The sequence below is a fragment of the Kitasatospora sp. NPDC048407 genome, assembly GCF_043200475.1.
In the GTDB taxonomy this organism is placed as follows: Bacteria; Actinomycetota; Actinomycetes; order Streptomycetales; family Streptomycetaceae; genus Kitasatospora.
This window is the reverse complement of sequence record NZ_JBICXW010000005.1, coordinates 150,953-173,416: the sequence shown is the minus strand read 5'-3', so window position 1 is coordinate 173,416 and position 22,464 is coordinate 150,953. Positions and strand designations below refer to the sequence as shown.

The following is a 22,464-nucleotide window of genomic DNA, read 5'->3' as shown; positions in this document are numbered from 1 at the left end:
CTAACCCCGTCCCGGTGGGTCGGCGAGGTAGTGCGCCGGGTCCAGGTCCGGCGTCCGGTCGCAGGACGTCAGGGTCTCCGCATTGCGCTGGAACCAGGCGAGTTGGGCGTCGGCCGGGGACGCGAGGAGTTGGCGGACCAGTGGGGCCTCGTCCTGGCGGAGCCTGCCGCCCGCGCTGGCCGTCAGCCAGGCGTCGACCGGTCCGACGGCGCGGGAGCCCGGCCAACTGCCGGTGCAGTCCGGCACGGTGTGGGTGACGGCGGAGTGGGCGACCGCGTTGATCACCTCGTCCCGCGAGGGGGTCGCGGAGAGCAGGGTCAGCCGGCCGGAGTCCTGCACGCCCGCGGCGGCGAGGTGCGCGTGCGCCTGGTCCGCCCAGGTGCGGATGTCGGCCTCGGACGTGCGTTGCTCCGGCCACAGGCAGAGTTGCGGACGTCCGGAGTCGCAGCGCAGCAGGCTCTCGTCCCGGGCCACCGACGCCCGGGTCCCGAGCGGCATCGCGACCAGCGACCCGGCGGCCAGCGCGGCCGCGACCGCGAGGGCCGAGACCGCCCGCAGCGGCCAGGCCGCACCGGCGAGCCGGAGCAGGGCGCCCGCGATCACACCGACGGCGACCAGGCAGGTCGCGGCGAGCGCCCGGTACGACACCTGCTGGTCGAGCGCGCAGCACTCGGCGAGGTTGTGACCGTTCAACTGCCGTACCCAGAGCGTGTTCAGCGAGGCCGGGTAGGCCATCCACACGAAGCTCGTCACGGTGACCAGCGGCACCGCGAGCAGCGTCGGCAGTGCGTGGCCGGCGCCGTACCCGAGGGCGGTGTGGGCCGCCACGACGAGCAGTTCGGTGCCCAGGACCGACAGCGTCGGACCGCCCGGCGACCCGGCGGCCTCCGGTGCCAGCAGCGCGAGCGGCAGCAGCACGGCGATCAGGCCCATCGCGAGGACCGGCAGCATCCGCCGGCCGGCGATCGCCGCCGCCGACCTGACGGGCGCTCCGTCCAGCACCCGGGAGGCTTTCACCCGGGCGCCCTCCCAGGCGGCGCACGCGGCGCAGGCCGGGGCGGTGAAGCCCAGCAGGAACGAGCTCTGGGCCGTGACCGACTCCCAATAGCCCTGCACGACCCAGGCGTTGAGGTTGCCGACGTACGCCACCACCCAGATCAGCAGCGCCGGCGCGACCCGGAGCGCGATCGAGGTACGCAGCAGAGTGGACCAGCGCATCAGGCCTCCTCGACGACGAGTCGGGCGTACACGGCCTCGGCCCGGCGCTCCTCGGACACCGCGGCCGGCGCCCGGTCGAGGAACTCGCCGATGGAGCCCTGGTACCGGACCTGCCCCTGGTCGAGGACGACCACGCTGCGGTAACTCGCGGCCAGGTCCTCGGTCTGGTGGGTCGACACGATGAAGCTGACGGTGTCCTGGAGTTCGGCGAGCAGTCTGCGGAAGGCCGCGCGCTGCGCCGGGTCGAGACCGGCGGTGGGCTCGTCGAGCAGCACCACCTCCGCGTCGTGCACCAGCGCCTGGGCGATGCCGAGGCGGCGGAGCTGGCCGCCGGAGAGTTCGGTGCTGCGGCGGTCGGCGAGCTGGGTCAGCCGGACCTTGGCGAGGGCGGCGGCCGAGGCGTCCCAGGCGGCGGCGCGGCTCATACCCTTGAGCCAGCCGCCGTACGCGACCTGCTCGCGGACCTTGAGCCCGGCCACCGGGCGGACCTGCTGCGGGAGCCAGCCGACCTTGCGCCGGTACGCCCGGACGGAGGTGGTGCTGTCACCGAGCCGGACTTCACCGGCCTTCGGTTTCAGCGCCGTGGCGGCGATTCCCAGCAGCGTCGACTTCCCGGCGCCGTTGGGCCCGAGCAGCACCGTCGCCCCGGGTTCGAAGGAGATGCTCAACCGCTCGATGACCGGCAGGCCGCGGCGATAACCGAAGGTGCAGTTCGACAGCTTGATCGGCATGACGTTCCCTCACCCCGGTGCGGTGGCCGGCTCGTCGGCTGTCGCGCGGACTTCGGGGTGGGCTCGCGGTGCGGCCGGGGGGCTGGCCGGCGGCGGCGCGGCGTCGAGCGGAGGCATGCGGGTCATTCTTCCCGGTGTCGCCGACCGGGCCGACTGCTTTTCCGGTTTTTCCGGGGCGGGGCTTGGGCTCGGGTCGGCTCCGACGGCTGGTGTGAGGCTGCCTGTTCCCGGTGGCAGAGCGGAGCGGAGAACGCGGCCGGCGCCGAGAGGGAGAAGTCCCTTCCGGCGCCCGGGCGTTGGTGGTGCGTCAGGCGGCGGTGACCAGGCGGTTTTCGGCGTTCTGGGCGGTGACCAGCTGCTTGCCGGCGTCGCGGGCGGCGTCCAGGGCCTGGGTGTGGTACTCAGCGGCCAGGCCGCGGAGGCTTTCCATGGCGGGGTTGACGGCGGCCATGGTGAGTTCGCGGCGGACCACGGTGAGGTCGGCGCCCCAGACGTCGCGCAGGATGCGCTCCAGGTAGGGGGTGGAGTGGTCCCAGCCCTCGCGGGGGGTGCCGGGGGCGAAGCCGCCGCCGGCGGAGGTGACGAGCAGGACGGGCTTGTCCTTGAGCAGCTGGGCGGTCGGGCCGGCGCCGGCGATCACCACGTCGAGCCAGGTCTTGAAGTGCTGCGAGACGCCCCAGTTGTACAGCGGGACGGCGATGATCGCGGCGTCCGCGGAGCGCAGTTCGTCGGCGAGCTGGTTGCCGAGCTCGGCGGCGGCGCGCTGCTCGTCGGTGTGCTGTTCGGCGGGGGTGAAGGCGGCGATGGCGGCGTGGGTCCAGGCGTCGGCGGGCAGCGGGTCGGTGCCCAGGTGGCGGTGGGTGACGGTGCTCTCCGGGTGGGCGGCGGTCCACTCGGCGTGGGCGGTGTCGGCCAGTTCGGAGCTGCTCGAGGTGGCGGGCATGATGCTGGCGTCCAGGCGGAACAGGTGCATGACAGTTCTCCTCGGATTCCGGCCCGCCGGGGAGGCGGCCGTGGGCAGGCAGGGCAGGGGGCGGCGCCCTGGGGTGGCGCTCCCGTCGAAGCGGACTTTACCCCGCTTCGATGAAACGGACTTTACCCCGTTTCGCTCGGAAGGTAAATTGGCAGCCATGGACGTCCCCTTCGGCAAACCCCCCGTCGAGCGCGCGGACGCGGCCCGCAACCGCGAGGCGCTGCTGTGCACGGCCCGCGAGATGATCGCCGAGCTCGGCACCGAGAAGGTCACCATGGACGGGCTCGCCGAACGGGCCGGCCTGGGCAAGGGCACCGTGTTCCGCCGCTTCGGCACCCGGGCCGGCATCTTCCGCGCCCTGCTGGACGCCGAGGAACGGTGCTTCCAGAACGAGGTGCTGACCGGCGCGCCGCCGCTCGGCCCCGGCGCCGACCCGATCGACCGGCTGATCGCCTACGGCCGCGAGCGGACGGTGTTCCTGCTGGCGCGGCACGACATCGCGCGCGCCGCGATCGAACGCAAGGGCGCCGTCCCGGCCGGCGGGCCGGTGTTCACCCAGCCGCACATCCGGATGCTGATCGGGCAGGCGGGGCTCGGCCTGTCCGACCTGGACACCCTCGCCTTCCAGCTCACCAGCGCCCTCGAAGGCCCACCGCTGCTGTTCCTGGCGATGGACCCGGCCGATGCCGAGCAGCGCGCCGAGAGCTGCCAGGGCGACCTCCCCACGCTGCTCGCCGACGGCTGGCAGGCGTTGATCGAACGGCTCGCCCGGCGCTGAGACGTCACGGTCGCCGGGAAACGTTTCTTCGGCGGTCGGCGGTCGGCGGTCGGCGGTCGGCGGTCGGAGGGCGCGTTGGAAGCGCGTTGGAAGCGCGTCGGAAACGCGAACGGGGACGGCCGCCGTCCGTCCCCGTCAGTACTGCCGAGCGAGCGTCAGGAGCCCGTCACCCAGATCATCTTGCGGCCGGTCTCCGCCGGGGCGGTCGGCGCCGCCGAGTCGATCCGGTCCAGCGTGTAGCCGAGCTTGCGCGGCACGGCGGCGCTCGCGGTGTTCGACTCGTCGCAGTGGATCTCCGCCCGGGTGATGCCCGGCAGGGCGAGCGCGGCCTCGGTGAGCGCGCGGGCGGCGGCGGTGGCCAGGCCGCGGCCGGTGTGCTCGCGGTGCACCCAGTAGCCGATCTCCAGCGCGCCCGGGCCGAGCCGGCCGTGCAGGCCGAAGCCGCCGATCACGAGGGCCGGTTCGGCGTCCAGGCCGAGCAGGTACATGAAGTCGGTGCCCTCGTCCCAGACCTGCTCGCCGCGCACCGCGAGCTGCTCGCTCTCGGGCAGCGTCGGCGCGTTGGCGGCCCACGGCATGTAGGGGCGCAGGTGGTCGAGGTTGGCGAGCACCGCGGCGTTCAGCGCGGCGGCGTCGGCCAGCCGGCGGCGGCGCAGGTGGGCGCCGCCGCCGATCGGCAGCAGCTCGGGCGGGCGGCCCGCGGTCAGCGGGTGTGCGGTGTGCTCGGAGGCACCGGTGTCAGGAGCGTCGGTGGAATGACTCATGATCGCGAGTATGGGTCATCCGCAACCGCTCCGACCAGCGATATTCCGTACCAACACGGCTTGTTCACGGCCCGGGCCGGGGCGGGGTCGCGCACGCCCGGAGCGCCGACCCCGCCCGCACGCTGCCCGCCGTCAGAGCCGGACCAGCACCTCGTCCAGCGGCTTGCGCTCCAGGTCCGGCACCCGGGCGTCGTCCGCCGGGTAGCCGACCGGGATCACGTACGCGGCGCGCTCCTCCTGCGGACGGTCGCAGATCTCGTTCAGGAAGCGCATCGGGCTCGGCGTGTGCGTCAGCGTCGCCAGGCCCGCCTGGTGCAGCGAGGCCAGCAGCAGGCCGACGGCGATGCCCACGCTCTCCTTCGTGTAGTACGGGCGCGGCGAGTTGGGGCCCTTGTGCACCTCGAACACCACGATCACCGCGGGCGCGTCCTCCAGGAACGGCTTGCGCCAGTCGGTGCCGATCGGGGCCAGCGCCGTCAGCCACTCCTCGGACGCCCGGTGCGCGTAGAACTCCCGCTCCTCCGCCTCGGCAGCCTCCCGCAGCCGCTGCTTGCGCTCCGGATCGGTCACCACCACGAACCGCCACGGCTGCACGTGCGCGCCGCTGGGCGCCGTCGCCGCCGTGCGGATCGCCCACTCCAGCACGCCCTCGGGGAGCGGGCGGGTCGAATAGTCGCGGACGGTGCGGCGCTGCGCCATCACCTCGTGGAAGTCCCGGCAGCGGTCCGCCGCCTGCTCGGCAGGCACACTCATCGGACGCAGGGGCACCGTCGGAAAGGACGGCGCTTCGGTGGTGGATGCACTGTCAACCATGGGCGACAGCACAGCACATGACAGGTGCTCGGCGGAAGGCTCGGCCTTGCCATTACTTGCCAGGGCTGCCGCGACCTGTCGGTCAGGCCGTGCCGGGCTGTGCCAGGGCTGCCGCGACCTGTCGGTCAGGCCGTGCCGGGCTGTGCCAGGGCTGCCACGACCTGTCGGTCAGGCCTCGGTGACCCGGCCGTCCGCGACCACCAGCCGCCGGTTCACCTTCACCGTGTCCAGCATCCGGCGGTCGTGGGTGACCAGCAGCAGCGTGCCGGTGTAGGAGGCCAGCGCCGACTCCAACTGCTCGATGGCGGGCAGGTCCAGGTGGTTCGTCGGCTCGTCCAGCACCAGCAGGTTCACCCCGCGGGCCTGCAACAGCGCCAGCGCCGCCCTGGTCCGCTCGCCCGGCGACAGCGTCGCGGCCGGGCGCATCACGTGCACCGCCTTCAGGCCGAACTTGGCCAGCAGGGTGCGGACGTCCTCCGGGTTCAGGTCCGGCACGGCGGCGGAGAACGCCTCCAGCAGCGGACGCCCGGCGTCGCCGCCGAACAGGTGGCCGCGGGCCTGCTCGACCTCGCCGATCTGCACGCCCGAACCGAGCGCCGCACTGCCCGAGTCCAGCTCCAGCCGGCCCAGCAGCGCCGCCAGCAGCGTCGACTTGCCCGCGCCGTTCGCGCCGGTGATCGCCACCCGGTCCGCCCAGTCGATCTGCAGATCCACCGGGCCGAACACGAAATCGCCGCGCTTGACCGACGCCTGCCGGAGCGTCGCCACCACCGAACCGGAACGCGGCGCGGCGGCGATCTCCATCCGCAGCTCCCACTCCTTGCGGGGCTCCTCCACCACGTCCAGCCGCTCGATCATCCGCTGGGTCTGGCGGGCCTTCGCGGCCTGCTTCTCGCTGGACTCGGCGCGCTGCGCACGGGCCTTCTTGTCGTTGTCGCCGCCCTTGCGCCGGGCGTTGCGGACGCCGTTGTCCATCCAGTTGCGCTGCATCTGCGCGCGCGCCTCCAGACCGGCCTTGGTGTCCGCGTACTCCTCGTACTGCTCGCGGGCGTGCCGGCGGGAGATCGCCCGCTCCTCCAGGTAGGACTCGTAGCCGCCGCCGTACAGGTTCACCTGGTGCTGGTGCAGATCCAGCTCGAGCACCCGGGTCACGGTGCGGGCCAGGAACTCGCGGTCGTGGCTGATCAGCACGGTGCCCGCGCGCAGGCCCTTGACGAACGACTCCAGGCGCTCCAGGCCGTCCAGGTCCAGGTCGTTGGTCGGCTCGTCCAGCAGGAACACGTCGTAGCGGGACAGCAGCAGCGAGGCCAGGCCCGCGCGGGCCGCCTGGCCACCGGACAGCGCCGTCATCGGCAGGTCCAGCGAAACCTTCAGACCCAGCTGGTCGGCGACCTCCTCGGCGCGCTCGTCCAGGTCCGCGCCGCCCAGGTCGAGCCAGCGGTCCAGGCTCACCGCGTACGCGTCGTCCGCGCCCGGACGGCCCTCCACCAGACCCTCGGTCGCCTCGTCCAGCGCGGCCTGTGCCGCCGCGACGCCCGTCCGGCGGGCCAGGAAGTCGCGCACCGACTCGCCCTCCCGCCGCTCCGGCTCCTGCGGCAGGTGCCCGACATTCGCCGTCGGCGGGCTCAGCTTCAGGCTGCCGCCCTCCGGCGCGTCCAGCCCGGCCAGCAGCCGCAACAGCGTGGACTTGCCCGCGCCGTTCACCCCGACCAGCCCGATCACGTCCCCGGGGGCGACGACCAGGTCCAGCCCGGCAAACAGCGTGCGCTCACCGTGGCCGGCGGCGAGGTCCTTGACGACGAGAGTGGCAGTCATGATGAGTCGATTTTAGACGGAGAGCGAAGCGCTCCCGGCCGGGCCGGATGTGGGGCGTACGACACCGGGAGTTAATTCCGTTGCATCCGGCGGCGGGGGTTCCGTACGCTCGGAGGCGTCACATTCCCGCATGTCTGGAGAAGGCCGTTGCTTGTCTGAGGTCATGAGACACCGCGCCACGCCACACCCGTGTTGTTTCCGGGTTTCCTGGTGTGCGGACGCGAGTGCGACCTCGGCTGGGCAGCGATCCATGGCTCCCGTGCGGGTTTTTTTCTTTCCCGTGACGGCCCTTCTCGCAGCCGCGTCCTCGGTGTCTCCCCGTGTTGTCCCCTTTTCCACGGCAACTGACGGAGGCCCTCCATGGCGCAACCCACCACCTCGATCCTCTGCACCGACCTCGGCTTCGAATGGCCCGACGGCCGCCCTGTGCTGAGCGGTTTCCATCTCGCGGTCGGCCCCGGCCGCACCGGGCTGGTCGGCCTGAACGGCGCCGGCAAGTCCACCCTGCTGCGGCTGATCGCGGGCGAGCTCACCCCGGCCTCCGGCACCGTCCGGGTCGCCGGTGAACTCGCCTACCTGCCACAGGACCTGACGGTCGCGTCCGACCAGCGGGTGGACGAGACGCTCGGCATCCGGGCCAAGCGCGAGGCCCTGCACGCCATCGAGTCGGGAGACGTCGACGAGCGGCACTTCACCGCCGTCGGCGACGACTGGGACGTCGAGGAGCGCGCCCGCGCCACCCTCGACCGGCTCGGCCTGACGGGGCTGCACCTCGACCGCACCACCGGCGAACTCTCCGGTGGCCAGGCCGTTCTGCTGCACCTGGCGGCCCTGCTGCTGCGCCGCCCCGACGTGCTGCTGCTCGACGAGCCCACCAACAACCTGGACGCCCAGGCCCGGGCCCGGCTGTACGACGCCGTGACGGCCTTTCCGGGCGTGCTGCTGCTGGTCAGCCACGACCGGGAGCTGCTGGAGCGGGTCGACCAGATCGCCGACCTGCGGGACGGCGAAGTCACCTGGTACGGCGGCAACTTCAGCGCCTACCAGGAGACCCTGGCGGCCGAGCAGGAGACCGCCGAGCGCCTGGTCCGCAACGCCGAGGCCGATGTGAAGCGGCAGAAGCGGGATCTGGTCGAGGCCAGTCAGCGGCTCGCCAAGTCCGCGGCCTACGGCAAGTCCCGCTCGGTGCGGCGCAACGACCCCAAGGCCCTGGCCGACAAGCTCCAGGGCAAGGGGGAGGAGACCGCCGGCCGTCTGCGCGGCATGCACACCGAACGCCTCAACGAGGCCAAGGAGCGGCTCGCCACCGCGGAGGAGGCGGTCCGGGACGACGCGGAGATCCGCATCGACCTGCCCCGCACCGCCGTCCCCGCCGGGCGCAGCGTGCTGCTGCTCGAACGGGTGCGGCTGGCCTACGGCGGCGCGGTCGACCTGGAGCTGCGCGGCCCCGAGCGGGTCGCCCTGATCGGCCGCAACGGCTCCGGCAAGACCACGCTGCTGCGCACCGTCGCGGGCGAACTCGCCCCCACCGAGGGCATGATCACCACGCCGGTGCCGATGCGGTACCTGCCGCAGCGCCTCGACGTGCTGGACGACGAAGCCACCGTCTTCCGGAACGTGAAGGCGCACGCCCCGGCCGCCACCGACAACGACATCCGGGCCAGGCTCGCCCGGTTCCTGTTCCGCGGCGCCCGGGCCGATCAGCCGGCCGGCACGCTCTCCGGCGGAGAGCGCTTCCGGGCGACGCTGGCGGCGCTGCTGCTGGCCGACCCGCCGCCGCAGCTGCTGCTGCTCGACGAGCCGACCAACAACCTGGATCTGGCCAGCGTCCGCCAGCTCACCCAGGCCCTCGCGGGCTACCGGGGCGCGCTGGTCGTCGCCAGCCACGACTATCCGTTCCTGCGGGAGATCGGCATCACCCGCTGGCTGGAGTGGGACGGGGGTGAGCTCCACGCGGTGGATCCGCGCTGAGCTGCTTCCTGCGGCGTCAGGCCTTGGTGACGGTCACGTCGTCGCACCAGCCGTAGCCGCTGCCGGTGCGCGCGTAGCAGTAGATGCGCGCGGTAGTGGCGGTCGGGCCGGTGGTGAAGACGGCCGAGCCCTGGCTCCAGCCCGTCGCGGTGAACGCCGCCCGGTTGCTGGAGCCGGCGGTGTCGTACTCCTTGGCGCCCAGCGACAGTTCGGTGCCGGCCGCCGACACCCGGCCCCAACCGGTCAGCCGGTAGCTGGTGTTGGGCTGTACGGCGATCACCTGCTCGGCGGCGGCCTGCGCGGGTCCGACCCGGACGGCGGCGCTGCCGCTGTGCGGGTTGGCGGTGTCCAGCTGCACGCCGCCGTAGTACGTCCACGGGGCGAGCGTCCCGGCCTCGAAACCGCCGTTGCGGACGGGGTCGGGCGCGCTGCAGCCCGCGTCGTCGAAGGCACTGGCCTGCTGGAAGCCGATGTCGGGGCGGCACACCTGCGGCACCGGGGCGCCGAAGAAGTCCTGCCCGCCATTGGCGGGGACGACGGCGCCCGCGCCCCGGGCCGGGGAGGCGGCGCCCAACCGGTAGTCGGCCGGGTCGGCGCCGCCCGGGTTCGCCGGCTGCGGGTCGGCCGTCACCTTCCGGGCGTCGGCCGGCTCGTTGGCCGGGTGGGTGCCGAAGAAGGCGTTGGCGTCCCAGCTGAAGTCGCCGGGCTTGTAGGTGCTGGTGCCGAAGCCGGTGTAGCCGCCGCTGCCCAGGTTGTAGAAGAGGTTGCCGCTCAGCGCGGTGGTCGAGGTCCCGGAGCCCTGCTGGATGATCGGCGTGGTCGAACCGGCCGGCAGGTACACGGTGTTGTTGTACATCCGGGCGTTCTTCTCACCGACCGCGAACAGCCAGCGGCTCTGGTCGGCCCGGCTCAGATTGTTCCGCACCACCGTGCCGGTCGAGGACGAGCCCGCCCCGCAGGCGCCGCAGAACAACATGAAGCCGCCCTGGTTGTCGTGGCTGTAGTTGTACTGGAACAGCGCCCCGTTGTTGCCGTAGTCCGAATCGAAGGCCATGCCGTCGTTGTTGTCGGAGAGCCGGCGCACGTGGTGCACCTCGTTGTACTGGACCGTCGTGAAGTCCGAATTGATGGTCCAGATCCCGGCGTTGGAGCCCATCGGGCGCATCGCCAGGTCGAAGGCGGTGTTGTGCTCGACCAGCGCGTGGTCGGGGGCCCGCACCACGATGCCGTCGCCGCCGGTGTCCTGGATGGTGTTGCCGCGGAACACCAGCCGGGTGCTGGCCCGCCAGTTGTTGGTGGTGCCGCAGCCGTCGCCGGTGCCGTAGCTGGGCCGGCACATCCAGGTCGAGCGGTTGGTCAGCCCCTCCCGGTCGACGTGTGCGATCTGCGAGTTCTGCACCGTGACGTCGTCGAAGTTGGTCGGCGTGGTGGTGCCGGAGACCCGGAACTGGATGCCGTTCGACCACTTGGTGGCATCGCCGTTGACGTCGTGCACGTACACGTCGTCCACCAGGTAGTGGGTGCCGACGCCGCTCGGCAGGTCGGCGATCTCCACCAGCAGGCCGTTGCGCTCCCGCTTGGTGGCGGCGGTGTCCCGGAAGGTGATCTCCAGGTCGCGGATCTCCCACTGCTCCACGTTGTAGAGGTGGACGGCCGCGTTCTGGCTGTTAGTGCCGCGTCAGGCAACCTTCGCCCCGTCGCGACGCCCGGCACGCACTCTCGCCGCACCGGTCGAAAACCCAAGTACATCCAGTACGAGGGCTTCCGTCCGGCACGCCGATAGCACGCACCGGACGCCGCTCCTTGACGGGCAAAGGCTGCCTGACGCGGCACTCGCCGGGTCGCCGGCCACCACCGGGCGGGCGGTGCCGGTACCGTAGCCCGCCAGGATGATCGGCGCGCCGGCCGTTCCGGAGCCCTGCGGCCGCAGGGTGCCGGTGCAGGTCGCGCCGCGCTTGAGCAGCAACTGGTCACCGGGCTGGAAGAGGTGCGCATTGGCGGAGGCGAGGCTGTTCCACGGGGCGGCCTGGCTGCCCGAGCCGTCGTTGGTGGCCGAACAGTCCAGGTACCACGCGGTGCTGGTGGCGGCGTCCGCGGTGGCTGCCGGCAGCGCGGGGGTCAGGAGGGTGGCGGCGGCCAGTGCCAGCGGCAGGGCACGCCGGAGGGAACGGTGCAGGAGCATCGTTGGGACTCCCGAGAATGGAGGGTGGGATGGGGCGCCCGTTCCGGCACCGTAGGTTGACCATGTGATCGAGTCAATACATTCAGACCTTTCGATCGAATGGCGATCGAATGATAAAAATTGATCGGGTAGTTGTCGTCGCACCGGTCGCGGCAACTGCCATCGCGGCCCGCCCGGGCCGCGGCCCGAACCAGGAGGGGACGCCATGACCGTCACGGCAGACGAACGCCGGACGCGGATCCTGCAGGTCGTGCGCGACCTCGGCACCGTCCGGGTGGTCGACCTGGCCGCCCGCCTCGGCATCCCCGCGGTCACCGTCCGCCGGGACGTCGCCGCCCTCGCCGACGCGGGCGAACTCGCCCGTTCGCACGGCTCCGTCGCCCTCCCCGACAGCGGCCCGAACGCCCGCCCCGGCCACCACGACCGGGTCATCGGCATGCTCGTCCCCACCGTCGGCTCCTACTTCGACGAAGTGATCGCCGGCGCCCGCGCCGCCGCCGCCACCGCCGGCGCCCGACTCGTCCTCGGCATCGCCGCCTACGAGGCCCGCGACGACCGCGCCCAGGTCGAGCGCCTGCTCGAATCCGGCGTCGACGGCCTGCTGCTCACCCCCAACTGGCAGCCCGGAGACCCGCCGCACCACCCCGGCGACCACCACTGGCTCGCCGAACTCCCCGTCCCCGCCGTCCTGGTGGAACGCAAGGCCGACCCCGGAAGCGCCGCCGCCGAACTCGACGCGGTCGGCTCCGACCACCGCCACGGCGTCCTGCTCGCCCTGCGCCACCTCGCCACCCTCGGCCACGACACCGTGCTGCTCGCCGCCCGCGCCGACACCTGGACGGCCCACCAGGTCCGCACCGGCTACGCCGAAGCCGGCCCGCTGCTCGGCCTGCGCACCCGCCCCGTCATCGACATGCACCGCCCCGGCACCCCCGCCGGCGTCCCCGACCCCGAATGGGTCGCCCAGCAGATCGCCGAAGCCGTCGCCGACGGCGTCCGCGCCGTCCTCGTCCACAACGACCAGGACGCCATCCAACTCCCGCCCCTGCTGCGGATCCGCGGCCTGCGCGTCCCCGAGAACGTCGCGCTGATCTCCTACGACGACGTCTTCGCCGCCCTCGCCGCACCCCCGCTCACCGCCGTCGCCCCGCCCAAGAAGTCCGTCGGCGCCACCGCCCTCGAAATCCTGCTCCGCCGCCTCGACGGCGGAGCCGGCCTGCCCGCGTACCACGTCGAACTGCTCCCCACCCTGAAGGTCCGCACCTCCTGCGGGGGCGAGGGCGGGGCCTAGCGTTCCGCGGCGGGCAGGCCGAAGAGGGGGAGGCAGGGCGCGAGGCCGTCGATCGTGACGGGTGTGGTGCGGCCGGCCTCCCAGTCGGCGCGGGTCAGCCGGTACCGGTGGGACGTCACCCGGCGGCCGCGCACCACGACGTGCTCGATACCGTCCGGCCGGTAGCCGTGCTTGCGGGAGACGGCGGACGAGGCGGGGTTGTCCGCGAACGCGGCCGAGACCGCCTCGTCGGCGCCCAGCCCCGCGAAGGCCAGGTGCAGGACGGCCGCGCGCATCTCCGTGCCGATGCCCCGCCCCTGGTGCCGCGCGCCCAGCCACGATCCGGTGCTCACTTGCCGCAGCACACCGAAGTTCCGTGCGGCGACGGTCTGCAGGCCCACCACCTGCCCGTCCGCGAGCACGGTGAGGTTGAGCGCCCAGTCGTCCGGCGCCCACGAGCCGAGCCGCCGCCAGTGGTGCTGCACCACCGAGCGGGCGCGCTCGGCGGGCGGCAGGTCCGTCCACGGGACCATGAAGGGCATGCGGTCGGGTTCGTGGATGCCGTCCGCCGCGAGCGCCGCCAGTGCGGCCAACTCCGCGTCCCCGGGCAGCCGGAGTTCGAGCCGGGGCGTCCTCAGACGCAGGCCCAGTACGGGCCAGTGATCGATCAGCATGTGGCATTGTGCTGTGCGCCGGCGGCCCTGGGCATGTGGTTTTCGGGCCCGGGGGTGTGGGTGTGACCTGCTTGGATGACGGTATGACTGTTGAACGCGTCGCTGCGTCGCTGCCCGGGATCGCCGAACTCCAGGACCACTGCCGGACCTTGGCGGTGCTGGACGCGATCCTGCTGCCCGTCTGGCACGACCGGTACTTCAGCTACGACGCGCGGTGGGGCGCGGCGGCCGGTGAGGAGATGGCCTCGATGCGGGACGGCAGCGGCGACGAGTACTCGATCGTGTTCGGCCCCGCCGGCGCGTACGTGCGCGGGTTCGCGCACGAGACGGAGATGAGCCCGTACCGCGACGAGGACCACGAGGTGTGGCCCGGCGTGCTGGACGAGGTACCCGCCGCGTTCGCCGCGCAGGTCGCCGAACCGGCGTTCCGCGACGAGAACGGCACCCCCGCGGTGACGGCCTGCCTGTGGCGCGAGAGCACCGACCCGGCGTGGCGGCACGGCACGATCGACTTCCCGGCCGGGGCCGATCCCGACGGCGCGGACGGCCTGTTCGAACTGCTGACGGACCGCCGGCCCGAGGCGTACCACGCGCACGCCGAGGAGCAACTGGAGGACGAGATCGACCTGGCGGCCGTCCGCGCCGTCTTCGCCGGCCGCCCGCTGACGGACGACCTGGTGGCCGCCCTCAACCCCGAACTGACCCTGGCGGACCTGGCGGACGACCTGGCCGAGATCGGTGCCGGGGGCTCGTCGCAGCCGCCGCGGTAGGGAAGACTGCGGGGATGCCAGCACCCGGCCCGCGCGCCACCGTCGAAGAGATCCACGCCCACCTGGTGGAGCGGACCAACCTGGCGCTGCGCCGGATCGTGATTTACGGGGGCGAGAGCGTCCTTCGGATGATGATCGACCACCTGCTGTTCGTCGAGCGCAGGCCCGAGGAACTCACCCGGCAGCAGCGGGAATGGGAGACCCGGGGCGTCTGGACGTGCCGAGGCGTTGTCGGCGCGTTCCGGGAGGTGCTCCCCGAGCAGGACGAGCAGTATGCGGCCTCCTCGGTGTACGCCGAATTCGCGCACCGCTGCGGCTGGTTGGAGCCGGACCGGGTGCTCACGGAGGACGAGTACGCGGCGCTGGCGGGCCGGGCCCGCGCATGGGCGCGGGAGGACCGGACCTGGCCGGAGGTGACGGCGGAGTTCGGGCCGCCGTCGGTGCTGTTCGGCGGGACCAACCCGCTGTACGGCAAGACGCTCGGCTACCTCGGCGCGGACCCCCGGCTGCCGATGGTGTCCTTCCACCTGGGCAACGGCGAGGCAGGGCAGTGGCCCCCGCCGTACGAACAGCCGCTGCTGCTGGCGGTGCGCTTCGGCGAGGGGCCGTTCCTGGAGTCGTTCACCTTCACGCCGGAGGGCGAACGGCGGCGGGCGGTGCGGGAGTCCTAGCCGAGCTGCTGGCTGGCGAACAGCTCCAGGTGGCCGCACTGGGGGCAGCGGAAGGCGTCGATCTGGAAGCGGGTGCGGCCCATTCGCTTGGCTCCGCCGAACAGGCCGCGTTCCAGTGGGCCCGCGATCCAGCGGGCGTCGCCGCGGCTGTGCTCGCCGGTGTCCTCGATGAAGCCCTGGTCGAGTCCGGGATTCCCGCAGTGGGTGCACTTCAAGTCCTTTGTCACGGCGGGATTTTAGGCCCGGCCCGATGGCGAAAGTCGGGTGACCCTGCCCCACGGCATCGGCGACACTGACGCCGTGACCGGTTCCGTACTGCCTCACCTGCTTCGGCCGCGCGCGCTGCGGCCCGGAGATCTCGTCGTCATCGCCGCGCTGTCCGGTCCGCTGCCCGCCGCCCACGAACCCAACGTCGAGCGGACGGTGGCGGTGTTCGAGCGGATGGGATTCCGCGTGCGCCGGGCTCCGCTGCTCGAAGTGGGCCGCCGTCGCTGGTGGAGCGCGGCCACGCCGGCGGAGATCGCCGGGGAGCTCAACGGTCTGCTGCGCGATCCCGAGGTGCGCGCGATCGTCGCGAGCGACGGCGGTCAGACGGCGCTCGGCTACCTCGACCTCATCGACGTCGAGGCGATCCGGGCCGACCCGAAGCCGATCCTCGGCTACAGCGACATCTCACTCCTGCACCTGGTGCTCCACGCGCGCACCGGTCTGGTCGGGTTCCACGCCGACATGGCCGTCCCCGGCTTCGGTGGCTGCTGGCCGTCCGCGTCCGTGGCGCGCCAGGCGGAACTCGAGAAGCTCTACTTCGACCTACTGACCGGGACCGGGGCGGTCGGTGCGCTGCCCGCGAGCCCGTCCTGGGAGTGCTGGCGGCCGGGTCGTGCCGAAGGCCGACTGATCGGCGGGGTGATCAACCGCATCGTGCTGGCGCAGGCAACGCCGTTCGCGCTGCCACTCGAACAGTACGACGGGGCGGTGCTGTTCTGGGAGGAGTTCGGCGGCCTGGCCTCGTACGTGTGGAGCTACCTGCAGGTGATGCGGCACAGCGGCATCCTCGACCGGATCTCCGGCATGGTCGTGGGCGTCCCGCGCGAGATCGGCGGACTCGAGCCCGGCGAGTCCCCGACCCTGCGCGAGATCGTCCTCGACGTCCTCGGTGACCGTGACATCCCGGTCCTGGGCAACGTCGACTTCGGCCACGCCGGTCCGAACCTGCCGATGCCGGTGGGCATTCGCGTCGGCCTCGACGCGGAGCGGCGGACGCTGTCGCTGCTCGAACCGGCGGTGGGGGAGCCTACGCTCAGCGCTGACCGATCGTGAGGGCGGCACCCGGCGCGGCGTACTCGACCGGGCCCGGGTAGCGGGGACGCGGCGTGGGTGAGTGCGCGATCGTGGCACTCGGTCAGCCGGCCGGGCGGCGGCGGTGGGCCCGTTGGCGGCAGGTGGCTCCGCAGTAGCGCGGCGGGCGGCCGGTGGGGCGGGGCGTGAGTGCGGTGCCGCACTCCTCGCAGCGGGCGTTCAGCCCGTCACGAAAAGGCGGGTGTTCCGTGACGAACGTGGACGGCCGCAGACCGTCCAGGGCGAGCCGGACGAGAGCGAGGCCGGCCTGGCGGTCGCGGCGCGCGGTGAGCATCGCGGTGCAGCCGACGGCGAACGAGGCGACGCCCTCGGGGTCGAGGTCGGGACGGGCGCCGCCCGCCCGCTGGGCGGCGTGGAGCAGGGCGGTCAGCACCTGGCGGAACCGCTGCACGGCCGCCGTGAGCACCGGGCGCGGCCAGCTCGGGTCGGCGGTCACCAGGTCGCAGACCGGTCCGCGCCGCTGGGAGGTCTCGACGACCTCCAGTAGGAACCCGAAGAACGCCTCGGTGGGCGGGAGTTGGGACAGCCGCCGCTCCCCGGAGGCGATCAGGTCGCTCAGGTGCTGGGCGTGCACCGCCTCCAGGAGGGCCTGCTTGCTCGGGAAATGCCGGTACACGGTGCCCGCGCCGACACCGGCCAGGCGGGCGATGTCGCCGAGCGGGACGTCGAGCCCGTGCTCGGCGAACGCCTCCCCGGCGGCGGACAGCACCTTCGCCCGATTGCGGCGGGCGTCGGCCCGGTCGCCGCCGTCGATCACTGCGGTCATGTCACGAAACCCCTTGTGCCCTCGGAGTCAACCGGGTTGGAGTGTCTCAGATAGCTCGGGCCGAGCACACCCATCCGCAACCGGGCCCGGGCGAGAGGGAGGACCGCATGACCACCGAAACCGTTCGGGGCGTCGTTGCCGTGACCGGCGCCACCGGGAAGCAGGGCGGCGCGACCGCCCGCCGCCTGCTGGCCGCCGGCCGGCCCGTGCGCGCGCTGGTACGGGACCGCACCGCACCCGCCGCCGTGGCGCTCGCGGACGCCGGGGCCGAACTGGCCGTCGCGGACTTCGACGATCCGGCTGGCCTCGAACCGGCGCTGGCCGGCGCCACCGCGCTGTTCGCCGTGCCGCCGGTCGCCTACGGACCGTCAGGCAGCGACGACGAACTGGAGTTCACCCGCGGCCGGGCCCTCGCTGACGCGGCAGCCGCCACCGGCATCCGCCAAGCGGTGTTCACCGGCGTCGCCTCGACCTCCGGCGCGGCGTTCGCCGCACCCGGGAAGCGGCGCATCGAGGAGTACCTGCACGAGCGGATCCCGCTGGTGACCGTCCTGCGGCCGGTCCGTTTCATGACCAACTACCTCGGCATGAACGGCCTCGCCCTCGACGGCATCGTCAACGGCGTCCACCGGCACCTCTTCACGCCGAACCAGCCCCTCCAAATCATCGCCCTGGAAGACATCGCCGAATTCGCGGCCCTGGCCTTCGAACAGCCGGACCGTTTCGCCGGACGCACCCTGGAACTCGCCGGCGACGCCCCCACACCGGTCGAAGCCGCCGCCGCGATCACCGCCGCGACCGGAATCGCCGTGCGCTACGAGCAACTCACCCACGACGAAGCGACCGCACTGAACCCCGGCTTCGCCGAGATCCGCCGGCAGTGGGACACCGGACACCGCTGGCACGCCGACATCGAGGCCCTGCGGGTCATCCACCCCGGACTGCGCACGTTCACGGACTGGCTCACCGAGACCGGCGCCGCCGCGCTCCGCACCCAACTGCTCGGCGCCCCGTAGCGGCAGACGTGGCAGCGCGGGCGGCCCGGGCGACGTTGGCCGAAACTCGTCGACTTCCCCTATGCGGCGGGGTTCGTGGGCAGGAGTCGGGCGAGCCAGTCAGTGCGGGTTCGGCGGGCTGTGGCCGAGATGTGTGCCTGCGGGTACAGGGCGTCGAATCCGTGGAAGCCGCCTGCCCAGACGTGGAGTTCGGCCTGGCCGCCGGCCGCCCAGATGCGGGTGGCGTAGTCGGTGTCCTCGTCGCGGAAGACTTCGGCGGAGCCGGTGTCGATGTAGGTGGTCGGCAGGCCCGCGAGGTCGTCGGCCAGGGCGGGTGAGACGTATGCGGGTACCTCGTCGTCGGTGAGGTCGCCGAGGAGGCAGCGCCATCCGAATCCGTTCATCTCGCGGGTCCAGACGCCGGGCCCGTTCGAGTACTGGAGGCTGGAGGCGGTGGTGTTGCGGTGGTCGAGCATGGGGCCGATCAGGACTTGGGCGGCGATCGTCGGGGTGCCGAGGTCGCGGGCCAGCAGGGTGACGCCGGCGGCGAGGCCGCCGCCCGCGCTGGCGCCTGCGACGATGATCCGGGCGGGGTCGATGCCCAGTTCTTCGGAGTGTTCGGCGATCCAGAGCAGTCCCTGGTAGCAGTCGTCGACCGGGATGGTACCGGTGGACTCGGGCGCGAGCCGGTAGTCGACGGAGACCACGACGGCGCCGAACTCGTCGAGCCACTCCAGCGGGATGTCGATCTGTGAGAAGCGGTCGCCCATGACCATCCCGCCGCCGTGCATCCAGTAGACGCAGGGTGCGGCGGTGGCGCGATCGGTGGTCGCGGGGCTGAAGACGGACAGGGGGATCGGGGTGCCGTCCGGACTCTCAGCGGTGACCTCGCGCCGGTCGATCGCGCGACCTTCCATGAGGGGTTCGACGGGCATCGAGGAGAAGGGGCGTACCTGCGCCAGCACTTCCGGGCTGAGCTGGGACATCAGCGGCATGTCGGCCAGGAGTTCATGCAGTTCGGGGTCGAGGGAGGGGCGTGCCGTGGTCATGGTCGTTGCCTTTCATGGGTGGTGGCGGAGGGTCGGGCGAGGACGGGGGTCGCCTCGGCGGGACCGGGGCGGCAGAGGCTGGGGTGCGGGGTGTTCGGCGGGTCAGAAGGCGGCCTTGCCGCGGACCGGCACGTAGTCGGTGTACTCGGACTCCTTGGCCAGCAGTCCGCCGATCTGCGCCACGATGGCCTGGGCGGCCTCGCCGGCGAAGATCCGCTGGTGGTCCTCCTCGCTGGTCCAGCCCTCGGTGACGTGGACGACGTCGGGGGCGGACGCGGAACGGGAGACGAGGTAGACCACGCAGTACTCGCTCGCGCCGGGGCTGCCCTCGTGCAGGCCGGTCAGCAGCAGGTCGACGAGCCGGTCGCCCATTCCGGGCCTGGCGGTCAGCGTGGCGTGGAAACCGTACGTGGCAATCATGGAGGCCTTTTTCTGCGTTGATGGAGTGCGGTGATTCCATTCAATCGCCGTGACCTGCGCAAACGTTAGAACGATGCTCGCTGGCACTTGCACGATCCTCGCGAGTACGGGAATGTCGGCACAGGACAGTGCTGCAATGGACGCATGCACCTCGAAGAGCTCCGCACCCTGCTGGCCCGGCATGCCCGGCCCGACTGGACCACCGCCATCGACGGCGTCCTCATCTCCAAGGTCGACCGGCCGGATCCGCCGGCGCCCTCGATGTCCGGCACGGTGCTCGCAGTCATCGCCCAGGGCGCCAAACGCCTCGCGCTGGGCGACCGGGTCTACGCGTACGGCGCCGGGCAGTACCTGGTCGCATCCGTCGACCTGCCCGTCACCGGACAGTTCACCCAGGCCGCCCCCGAGCAGCCGGCCCTCGGCTTCGGCCTCACGCTGGAACCGTCCGCCGTCGCCGAACTGCTACTGCAAGCCGGTCCCGGCGACATCCCCCGCCCCGCCGGAGGCACTCCGTCGGGGATCGTCGTCAGCGACGCCCCGCCCGCGTTGCTCGACGCGGTGGTCCGGCTACTGCGCCTGCTCGACGAGCCCAGCGACCGCGCCGTACTGGCCCCGCTGGTCAAACGCGAGATCCTGTGGCGCCTGATCACCGGCGAGCAGGGCGCGACGGTGCGCCAGCTCGGCCTCGCCGACAGCGGCCTCAGCCATGTCGCCCGGGCCGTGCGCTGGATCCGCGAGCACTACGCCGAGCCCTTCCGGGTCGCGGACGTGGCACGGCTGTCCGGGATGAGCGTCTCCGCGTTCTACCGCAACTTCCAGGCGGTGACCGCGATGAGCCCCATCCAGTTCCAGAAACAGATCCGGCTCCAGGAGGCCCGGCTGCTGCTCGCCACCCACCCGGGCGACGTCACCGGAGTCGGCCACCGCGTCGGCTACGACAACCCGTCGCAGTTCAGCCGCGAGTACCGCCGCCAGTTCGGCGCACCCCCGAGCCGGGACGCGGCCCGCCTGCGAAGCACTGCGGGCGTCCTTCCTTGAGCGGCCGGACGATGAGGGAGGATCGTGCAAGACGAAGCGACGATAGTTCTACTGTTCCAGCAGGTCAGAGCGATTCAATGGGATCAGCACCCGTTCTTCCGCGGGGCAGGAAAATGCCTGTCCATCCGCGGATCCCACTACATCGCAAGGATCACCGCATGAAGACGGTTCTGATCACTGGTGCCTCATCCGGATACGGACGGGAGACCGCCCTGTACTTCCACTCGCAGGGGTGGAACGTCATCGCCACGATGCGGACGCCGCGTGCTGGCGTCCTGCCCGAGTCGGACCGGCTCCGCGTCGTCGAGCTCGACGTGACCAAGCCCCAGAGCATCACCGCCGCGTTCGAGGCGGCCGGGCCCATCGACGTCCTGGTCAACAACGCGGGCGTCCCGTCGATCAGCGTGTTCGAGGGCACCCCCATGGCCCGAGTGCGGGAAGTCTTCGAAACCAACACGTTCGGCGTGATGGCGACGACGCAGGCGGTGCTGCCCCAGTTCCGCGAGCGCGGCTCCGGCGTGGTGGTCAACGTGACCTCCAGCGTGGTGCTGGGCCACATGCCGCTCTCGGCCGTCTACAAGGCAAGCAAGATGGCCATCGAGGGGTTCACCGCATCCCTCGCGCTCGAGCTCGCGCCGTTCGGTGTGCAGGCCAAGACGGTCGAGCCGGGCGCCTGCCTGACGACGAACTTCGCAGCCAACGCGACGAAGGGCGCCTCGCTGGACGAGCTGGTCCCGGCGCCCTACGCACCATGGGCGAAGAAGGCCATGGGCGACTTCACGGGCCAGGACCTGTTCACCAAGGAGAGCGACGTCGCCGAGACAGTGTGGCGAGCCGTGCACGACACGACCGGCCAGCTGCGATTCCCCGCCGGCCCCGACGCGGTCTCGCTCTCCCAGGCGAAGTGATCAGCCAGCAGGCAAGATCACGCCGCACTGACACCAGGAGCCGGCCCCGCGCCCACGCACCGGGTCGGCTCGCCGTCGGGCGCTCACCCCGATGAACGGAAGATCTTGCGGGCGAGCGCGTGGCGGCCTTCCTGCAGGTTGGCTCCCGTCCACCGAGGCGACCAGACCGCCGCCCCACGCTTGTGCGAGCGGGACCGACGCCTGGTCCGCGCCGGTCCAGGGACTGAGCGGGGGACCGCCGGGCCGGGCTGTCCAGGGGAGACGGTGTGCGACTCAGTCACCCACGAAGCACAGGTAGCTGCCCGGCGTTGCCGCGCACGCTTCCAGCAGCCCGTCGAGGTCGAGGAGGGCGGCCCGCTGGCGCTCGTCGGCGCAGCCGCAGAGCAGGGCGGTGACCTCCTGGCGAGCGGCTTCGGCCTCCTGCTCGTTGAACAGGGTGTCCCCGTACGGGTCGACCCGGCCCAACTTGCCGGACCCGTGGCGGACGAGCGCACTCAGCGCATCCGCGAGCGCGTCGCCGTGTTCGTAGGACCCGCGGAGCAACGTAGCCAGGGACGGACCCTTGCGCGGTCTCTCCGAGTGCAGTTCGAGCTCGATTCCCATGACTCTCCGATGATCACCGTGTGCGTCCGCCAGTAGATCACCTTTCGTGTGCGCGGGATTGCGGCAGGACGCGCCAGGCCGCTTCCAGCGGCAGCACATGGCCGGTCATCGATCGGATGTCGTGCTCGAGGGTGGCGCGGGAGCGCAGGGCCGGGAGGTGGTGGGTGCTGTAGTGCTGGTGGGCGGCGGAGTTGGACCAGAGGGTTGTGACCAGGTGGCGGTGCGCATCGAGTCGGGTGACGGTTCCGGCCAGCATGCCCCCGGCTGCGGCCATGCCCGGGGCCCACACGGTGCGTTGGACTTCGAGGAAGTGGTTCTCGCGGCCGGGCAGCAGCCGGCAGTCGGCGACCCGTAGGAGAGTGGCGCGTTCGAGGGCGTGCGGGAGGTCGGCGGCGTCTCCTGCCATTTCGAGGACGGTCTCGCCGGTGGCGACGTCGATCTCGGTGCAGGTGGTGCTCTGCTGGTTGCCGGAGACGACGGCGTCGTGTCGCTCGTGCATGAACGACCGGTAGGTTTCGGCGTCGGCCCAAAGCCCCAGTAGGTGGGCTCGGCCGGTGGCCGGGTCCCAGCCGCCCAGCTGGCCGACCAGGCCCGGCTGGTCGCTGATCGTCGACCAGGCGGCCTGGGCAGTGAAGAACTGCTCGCGCGCAGCCGCCGGCACCGTGCAACCGATCCACTTGCCCCACATGCGCATCC

The 22,464-nt window shown here is 72.2% G+C and carries 24 protein-coding genes; 9 read left to right on the top strand and 15 right to left on the bottom strand.

All coding sequences use genetic code 11. The annotated features are described in order from the left end of the window. From ACGFWJ_RS12765 to ACGFWJ_RS12755, 3 genes are all read right to left on the bottom strand, one after another. The gene (locus tag ACGFWJ_RS12765) at positions 1-1,218 is read right to left on the bottom strand and encodes a hypothetical protein (protein ID WP_392948352.1); all 1,218 of its coding nucleotides are present in this window, start codon (positions 1,216-1,218) and stop codon (positions 1-3) included. Further along, positions 1,218-1,949, bottom strand: a complete 732-nt coding sequence (locus ACGFWJ_RS12760) for an ATP-binding cassette domain-containing protein (protein WP_392948349.1) — start codon at positions 1,947-1,949, stop codon at positions 1,218-1,220. Before ACGFWJ_RS12760 ends, ACGFWJ_RS12765 begins: the two co-directional genes overlap by 1 nt. Positions 1,950-2,256: 307 nt before the next feature. Continuing rightward, positions 2,257-2,922: an FMN-dependent NADH-azoreductase gene (locus ACGFWJ_RS12755; protein WP_392948347.1), complete on the bottom strand. Its 666-nt coding sequence runs from the start codon at positions 2,920-2,922 to the stop codon at positions 2,257-2,259. 157 nt (positions 2,923-3,079) lie between these two features. Here ACGFWJ_RS12755 and ACGFWJ_RS12750 point away from each other — a divergent pair, with 157 nt between their 5' ends. After that, positions 3,080-3,700, top strand: coding sequence for a TetR/AcrR family transcriptional regulator (locus tag ACGFWJ_RS12750; RefSeq protein WP_387863716.1), 621 nt, complete (start codon positions 3,080-3,082; stop codon positions 3,698-3,700). 155 nt (positions 3,701-3,855) lie between these two features. Here the strand turns inward: ACGFWJ_RS12750 and ACGFWJ_RS12745 are convergent, their stop codons facing one another. From ACGFWJ_RS12745 to ACGFWJ_RS12735, 3 genes are all read right to left on the bottom strand, one after another. Further along, positions 3,856-4,464: a GNAT family N-acetyltransferase gene (locus ACGFWJ_RS12745; RefSeq protein ID WP_392948344.1), complete on the bottom strand. Its 609-nt coding sequence runs from the start codon at positions 4,462-4,464 to the stop codon at positions 3,856-3,858. Positions 4,465-4,596: 132 nt separating this feature from the next. Next, positions 4,597-5,277, bottom strand: a complete 681-nt coding sequence (locus ACGFWJ_RS12740; RefSeq protein ID WP_387645523.1) for a nitroreductase family protein — start codon at positions 5,275-5,277, stop codon at positions 4,597-4,599. Positions 5,278-5,445: 168 nt separating this feature from the next. Further along, positions 5,446-7,092, bottom strand: coding sequence for an ABC-F family ATP-binding cassette domain-containing protein (locus ACGFWJ_RS12735; RefSeq protein ID WP_387863711.1), 1,647 nt, complete (start codon positions 7,090-7,092; stop codon positions 5,446-5,448). Between the two features lie 360 nt (positions 7,093-7,452). Between ACGFWJ_RS12735 and ACGFWJ_RS12730 the strand changes: the two genes are divergently transcribed. Beyond that, positions 7,453-9,063 (top strand): ABC-F family ATP-binding cassette domain-containing protein, encoded by a 1,611-nt coding sequence (locus ACGFWJ_RS12730; RefSeq protein WP_392948340.1) that lies wholly within the window; start codon positions 7,453-7,455, stop codon positions 9,061-9,063. Between the two features lie 16 nt (positions 9,064-9,079). Here the strand turns inward: ACGFWJ_RS12730 and ACGFWJ_RS12725 are convergent, their stop codons facing one another. Both ACGFWJ_RS12725 and ACGFWJ_RS12720 read right to left on the bottom strand, forming a co-directional pair. Beyond that, a complete protein-coding gene (locus ACGFWJ_RS12725) occupies positions 9,080-10,699 on the bottom strand; it encodes a right-handed parallel beta-helix repeat-containing protein (RefSeq protein WP_392948338.1) in 1,620 nt (539 codons plus the stop codon). Positions 10,700-10,741: 42 nt separating this feature from the next. Then, positions 10,742-11,245, bottom strand: a complete 504-nt coding sequence (locus ACGFWJ_RS12720) for a hypothetical protein (RefSeq protein ID WP_392948335.1) — start codon at positions 11,243-11,245, stop codon at positions 10,742-10,744. A 205-nt stretch (positions 11,246-11,450) separates the two neighbouring features. Here ACGFWJ_RS12720 and ACGFWJ_RS12715 point away from each other — a divergent pair, with 205 nt between their 5' ends. Beyond that, positions 11,451-12,536 (top strand): substrate-binding domain-containing protein, encoded by a 1,086-nt coding sequence (locus tag ACGFWJ_RS12715; RefSeq protein ID WP_392948332.1) that lies wholly within the window; start codon positions 11,451-11,453, stop codon positions 12,534-12,536. Here ACGFWJ_RS12715 and ACGFWJ_RS12710 read toward each other — a convergent pair. Further along, positions 12,533-13,189: a GNAT family N-acetyltransferase gene (locus ACGFWJ_RS12710; RefSeq protein ID WP_392948330.1), complete on the bottom strand. Its 657-nt coding sequence runs from the start codon at positions 13,187-13,189 to the stop codon at positions 12,533-12,535. The two genes, ACGFWJ_RS12715 and ACGFWJ_RS12710, sit on opposite strands and share 4 nt — an antisense overlap. 83 nt (positions 13,190-13,272) lie before the next feature. Here ACGFWJ_RS12710 and ACGFWJ_RS12705 point away from each other — a divergent pair, with 83 nt between their 5' ends. Continuing rightward, positions 13,273-13,959, top strand: a complete 687-nt coding sequence (locus ACGFWJ_RS12705; RefSeq protein ID WP_392948327.1) for a hypothetical protein — start codon at positions 13,273-13,275, stop codon at positions 13,957-13,959. Positions 13,960-13,973: 14 nt separating this feature from the next. After that, positions 13,974-14,630 carry a hypothetical protein gene (locus ACGFWJ_RS12700; protein ID WP_392948324.1) on the top strand — a complete coding sequence of 219 codons (657 nt, stop codon included), beginning with the start codon at positions 13,974-13,976 and terminating at the stop codon, positions 14,628-14,630. Here the strand turns inward: ACGFWJ_RS12700 and ACGFWJ_RS12695 are convergent. Further along, positions 14,627-14,857: a hypothetical protein gene (locus ACGFWJ_RS12695; RefSeq protein ID WP_392948322.1), complete on the bottom strand. Its 231-nt coding sequence runs from the start codon at positions 14,855-14,857 to the stop codon at positions 14,627-14,629. The genes ACGFWJ_RS12700 and ACGFWJ_RS12695 overlap by 4 nt on opposite strands. Positions 14,858-14,930: 73 nt before the next feature. Here ACGFWJ_RS12695 and ACGFWJ_RS12690 point away from each other — a divergent pair, with 73 nt between their 5' ends. Then, a complete protein-coding gene (locus ACGFWJ_RS12690; RefSeq protein WP_392948320.1) occupies positions 14,931-15,950 on the top strand; it encodes an LD-carboxypeptidase in 1,020 nt (339 codons plus the stop codon). A gap of 82 nt (positions 15,951-16,032) precedes the next feature. Here ACGFWJ_RS12690 and ACGFWJ_RS12685 read toward each other — a convergent pair whose 3' ends face one another. Further along, positions 16,033-16,755 carry a TetR/AcrR family transcriptional regulator gene (locus tag ACGFWJ_RS12685; protein ID WP_392948318.1) on the bottom strand — a complete coding sequence of 241 codons (723 nt, stop codon included), beginning with the start codon at positions 16,753-16,755 and terminating at the stop codon, positions 16,033-16,035. Positions 16,756-16,862: 107 nt separating this feature from the next. On the opposite strand from ACGFWJ_RS12685, the gene ACGFWJ_RS12680 reads away from it, so the two are divergent. Further along, positions 16,863-17,771: an NmrA family NAD(P)-binding protein gene (locus tag ACGFWJ_RS12680; protein ID WP_392948316.1), complete on the top strand. Its 909-nt coding sequence runs from the start codon at positions 16,863-16,865 to the stop codon at positions 17,769-17,771. Between the two features lie 59 nt (positions 17,772-17,830). On the opposite strand, the gene ACGFWJ_RS12675 is transcribed toward ACGFWJ_RS12680, so the two are convergent. Both ACGFWJ_RS12675 and ACGFWJ_RS12670 read right to left on the bottom strand, forming a co-directional pair. Then, positions 17,831-18,799 (bottom strand): alpha/beta hydrolase, encoded by a 969-nt coding sequence (locus ACGFWJ_RS12675; protein ID WP_392948313.1) that lies wholly within the window; start codon positions 18,797-18,799, stop codon positions 17,831-17,833. A 102-nt stretch (positions 18,800-18,901) separates the two neighbouring features. Beyond that, complete coding sequence (locus ACGFWJ_RS12670) at positions 18,902-19,219, bottom strand: putative quinol monooxygenase (RefSeq protein ID WP_392948311.1); 318 nt, start codon at positions 19,217-19,219, stop codon at positions 18,902-18,904. A 144-nt stretch (positions 19,220-19,363) separates the two neighbouring features. Here ACGFWJ_RS12670 and ACGFWJ_RS12665 point away from each other — a divergent pair, with 144 nt between their 5' ends. Then, on the top strand, positions 19,364-20,257 hold the full coding sequence (locus ACGFWJ_RS12665; RefSeq protein WP_387863684.1) for an AraC family transcriptional regulator N-terminal domain-containing protein: 894 nt from the start codon (positions 19,364-19,366) through the stop codon (positions 20,255-20,257). A gap of 158 nt (positions 20,258-20,415) precedes the next feature. Further along, positions 20,416-21,165, top strand: a complete 750-nt coding sequence (locus ACGFWJ_RS12660) for an SDR family oxidoreductase (protein ID WP_392948308.1) — start codon at positions 20,416-20,418, stop codon at positions 21,163-21,165. A 273-nt stretch (positions 21,166-21,438) separates the two neighbouring features. Here the strand turns inward: ACGFWJ_RS12660 and ACGFWJ_RS12655 are convergent, their stop codons facing one another. Both ACGFWJ_RS12655 and ACGFWJ_RS12650 read right to left on the bottom strand, forming a co-directional pair. After that, on the bottom strand, positions 21,439-21,768 hold the full coding sequence (locus tag ACGFWJ_RS12655) for a hypothetical protein (protein WP_392948305.1): 330 nt from the start codon (positions 21,766-21,768) through the stop codon (positions 21,439-21,441). Positions 21,769-21,805: 37 nt separating this feature from the next. Continuing rightward, a complete protein-coding gene (locus ACGFWJ_RS12650) occupies positions 21,806-22,456 on the bottom strand; it encodes a DUF4937 domain-containing protein (RefSeq protein ID WP_392948303.1) in 651 nt (216 codons plus the stop codon). Positions 22,457-22,464 lie beyond the last annotated feature (8 nt).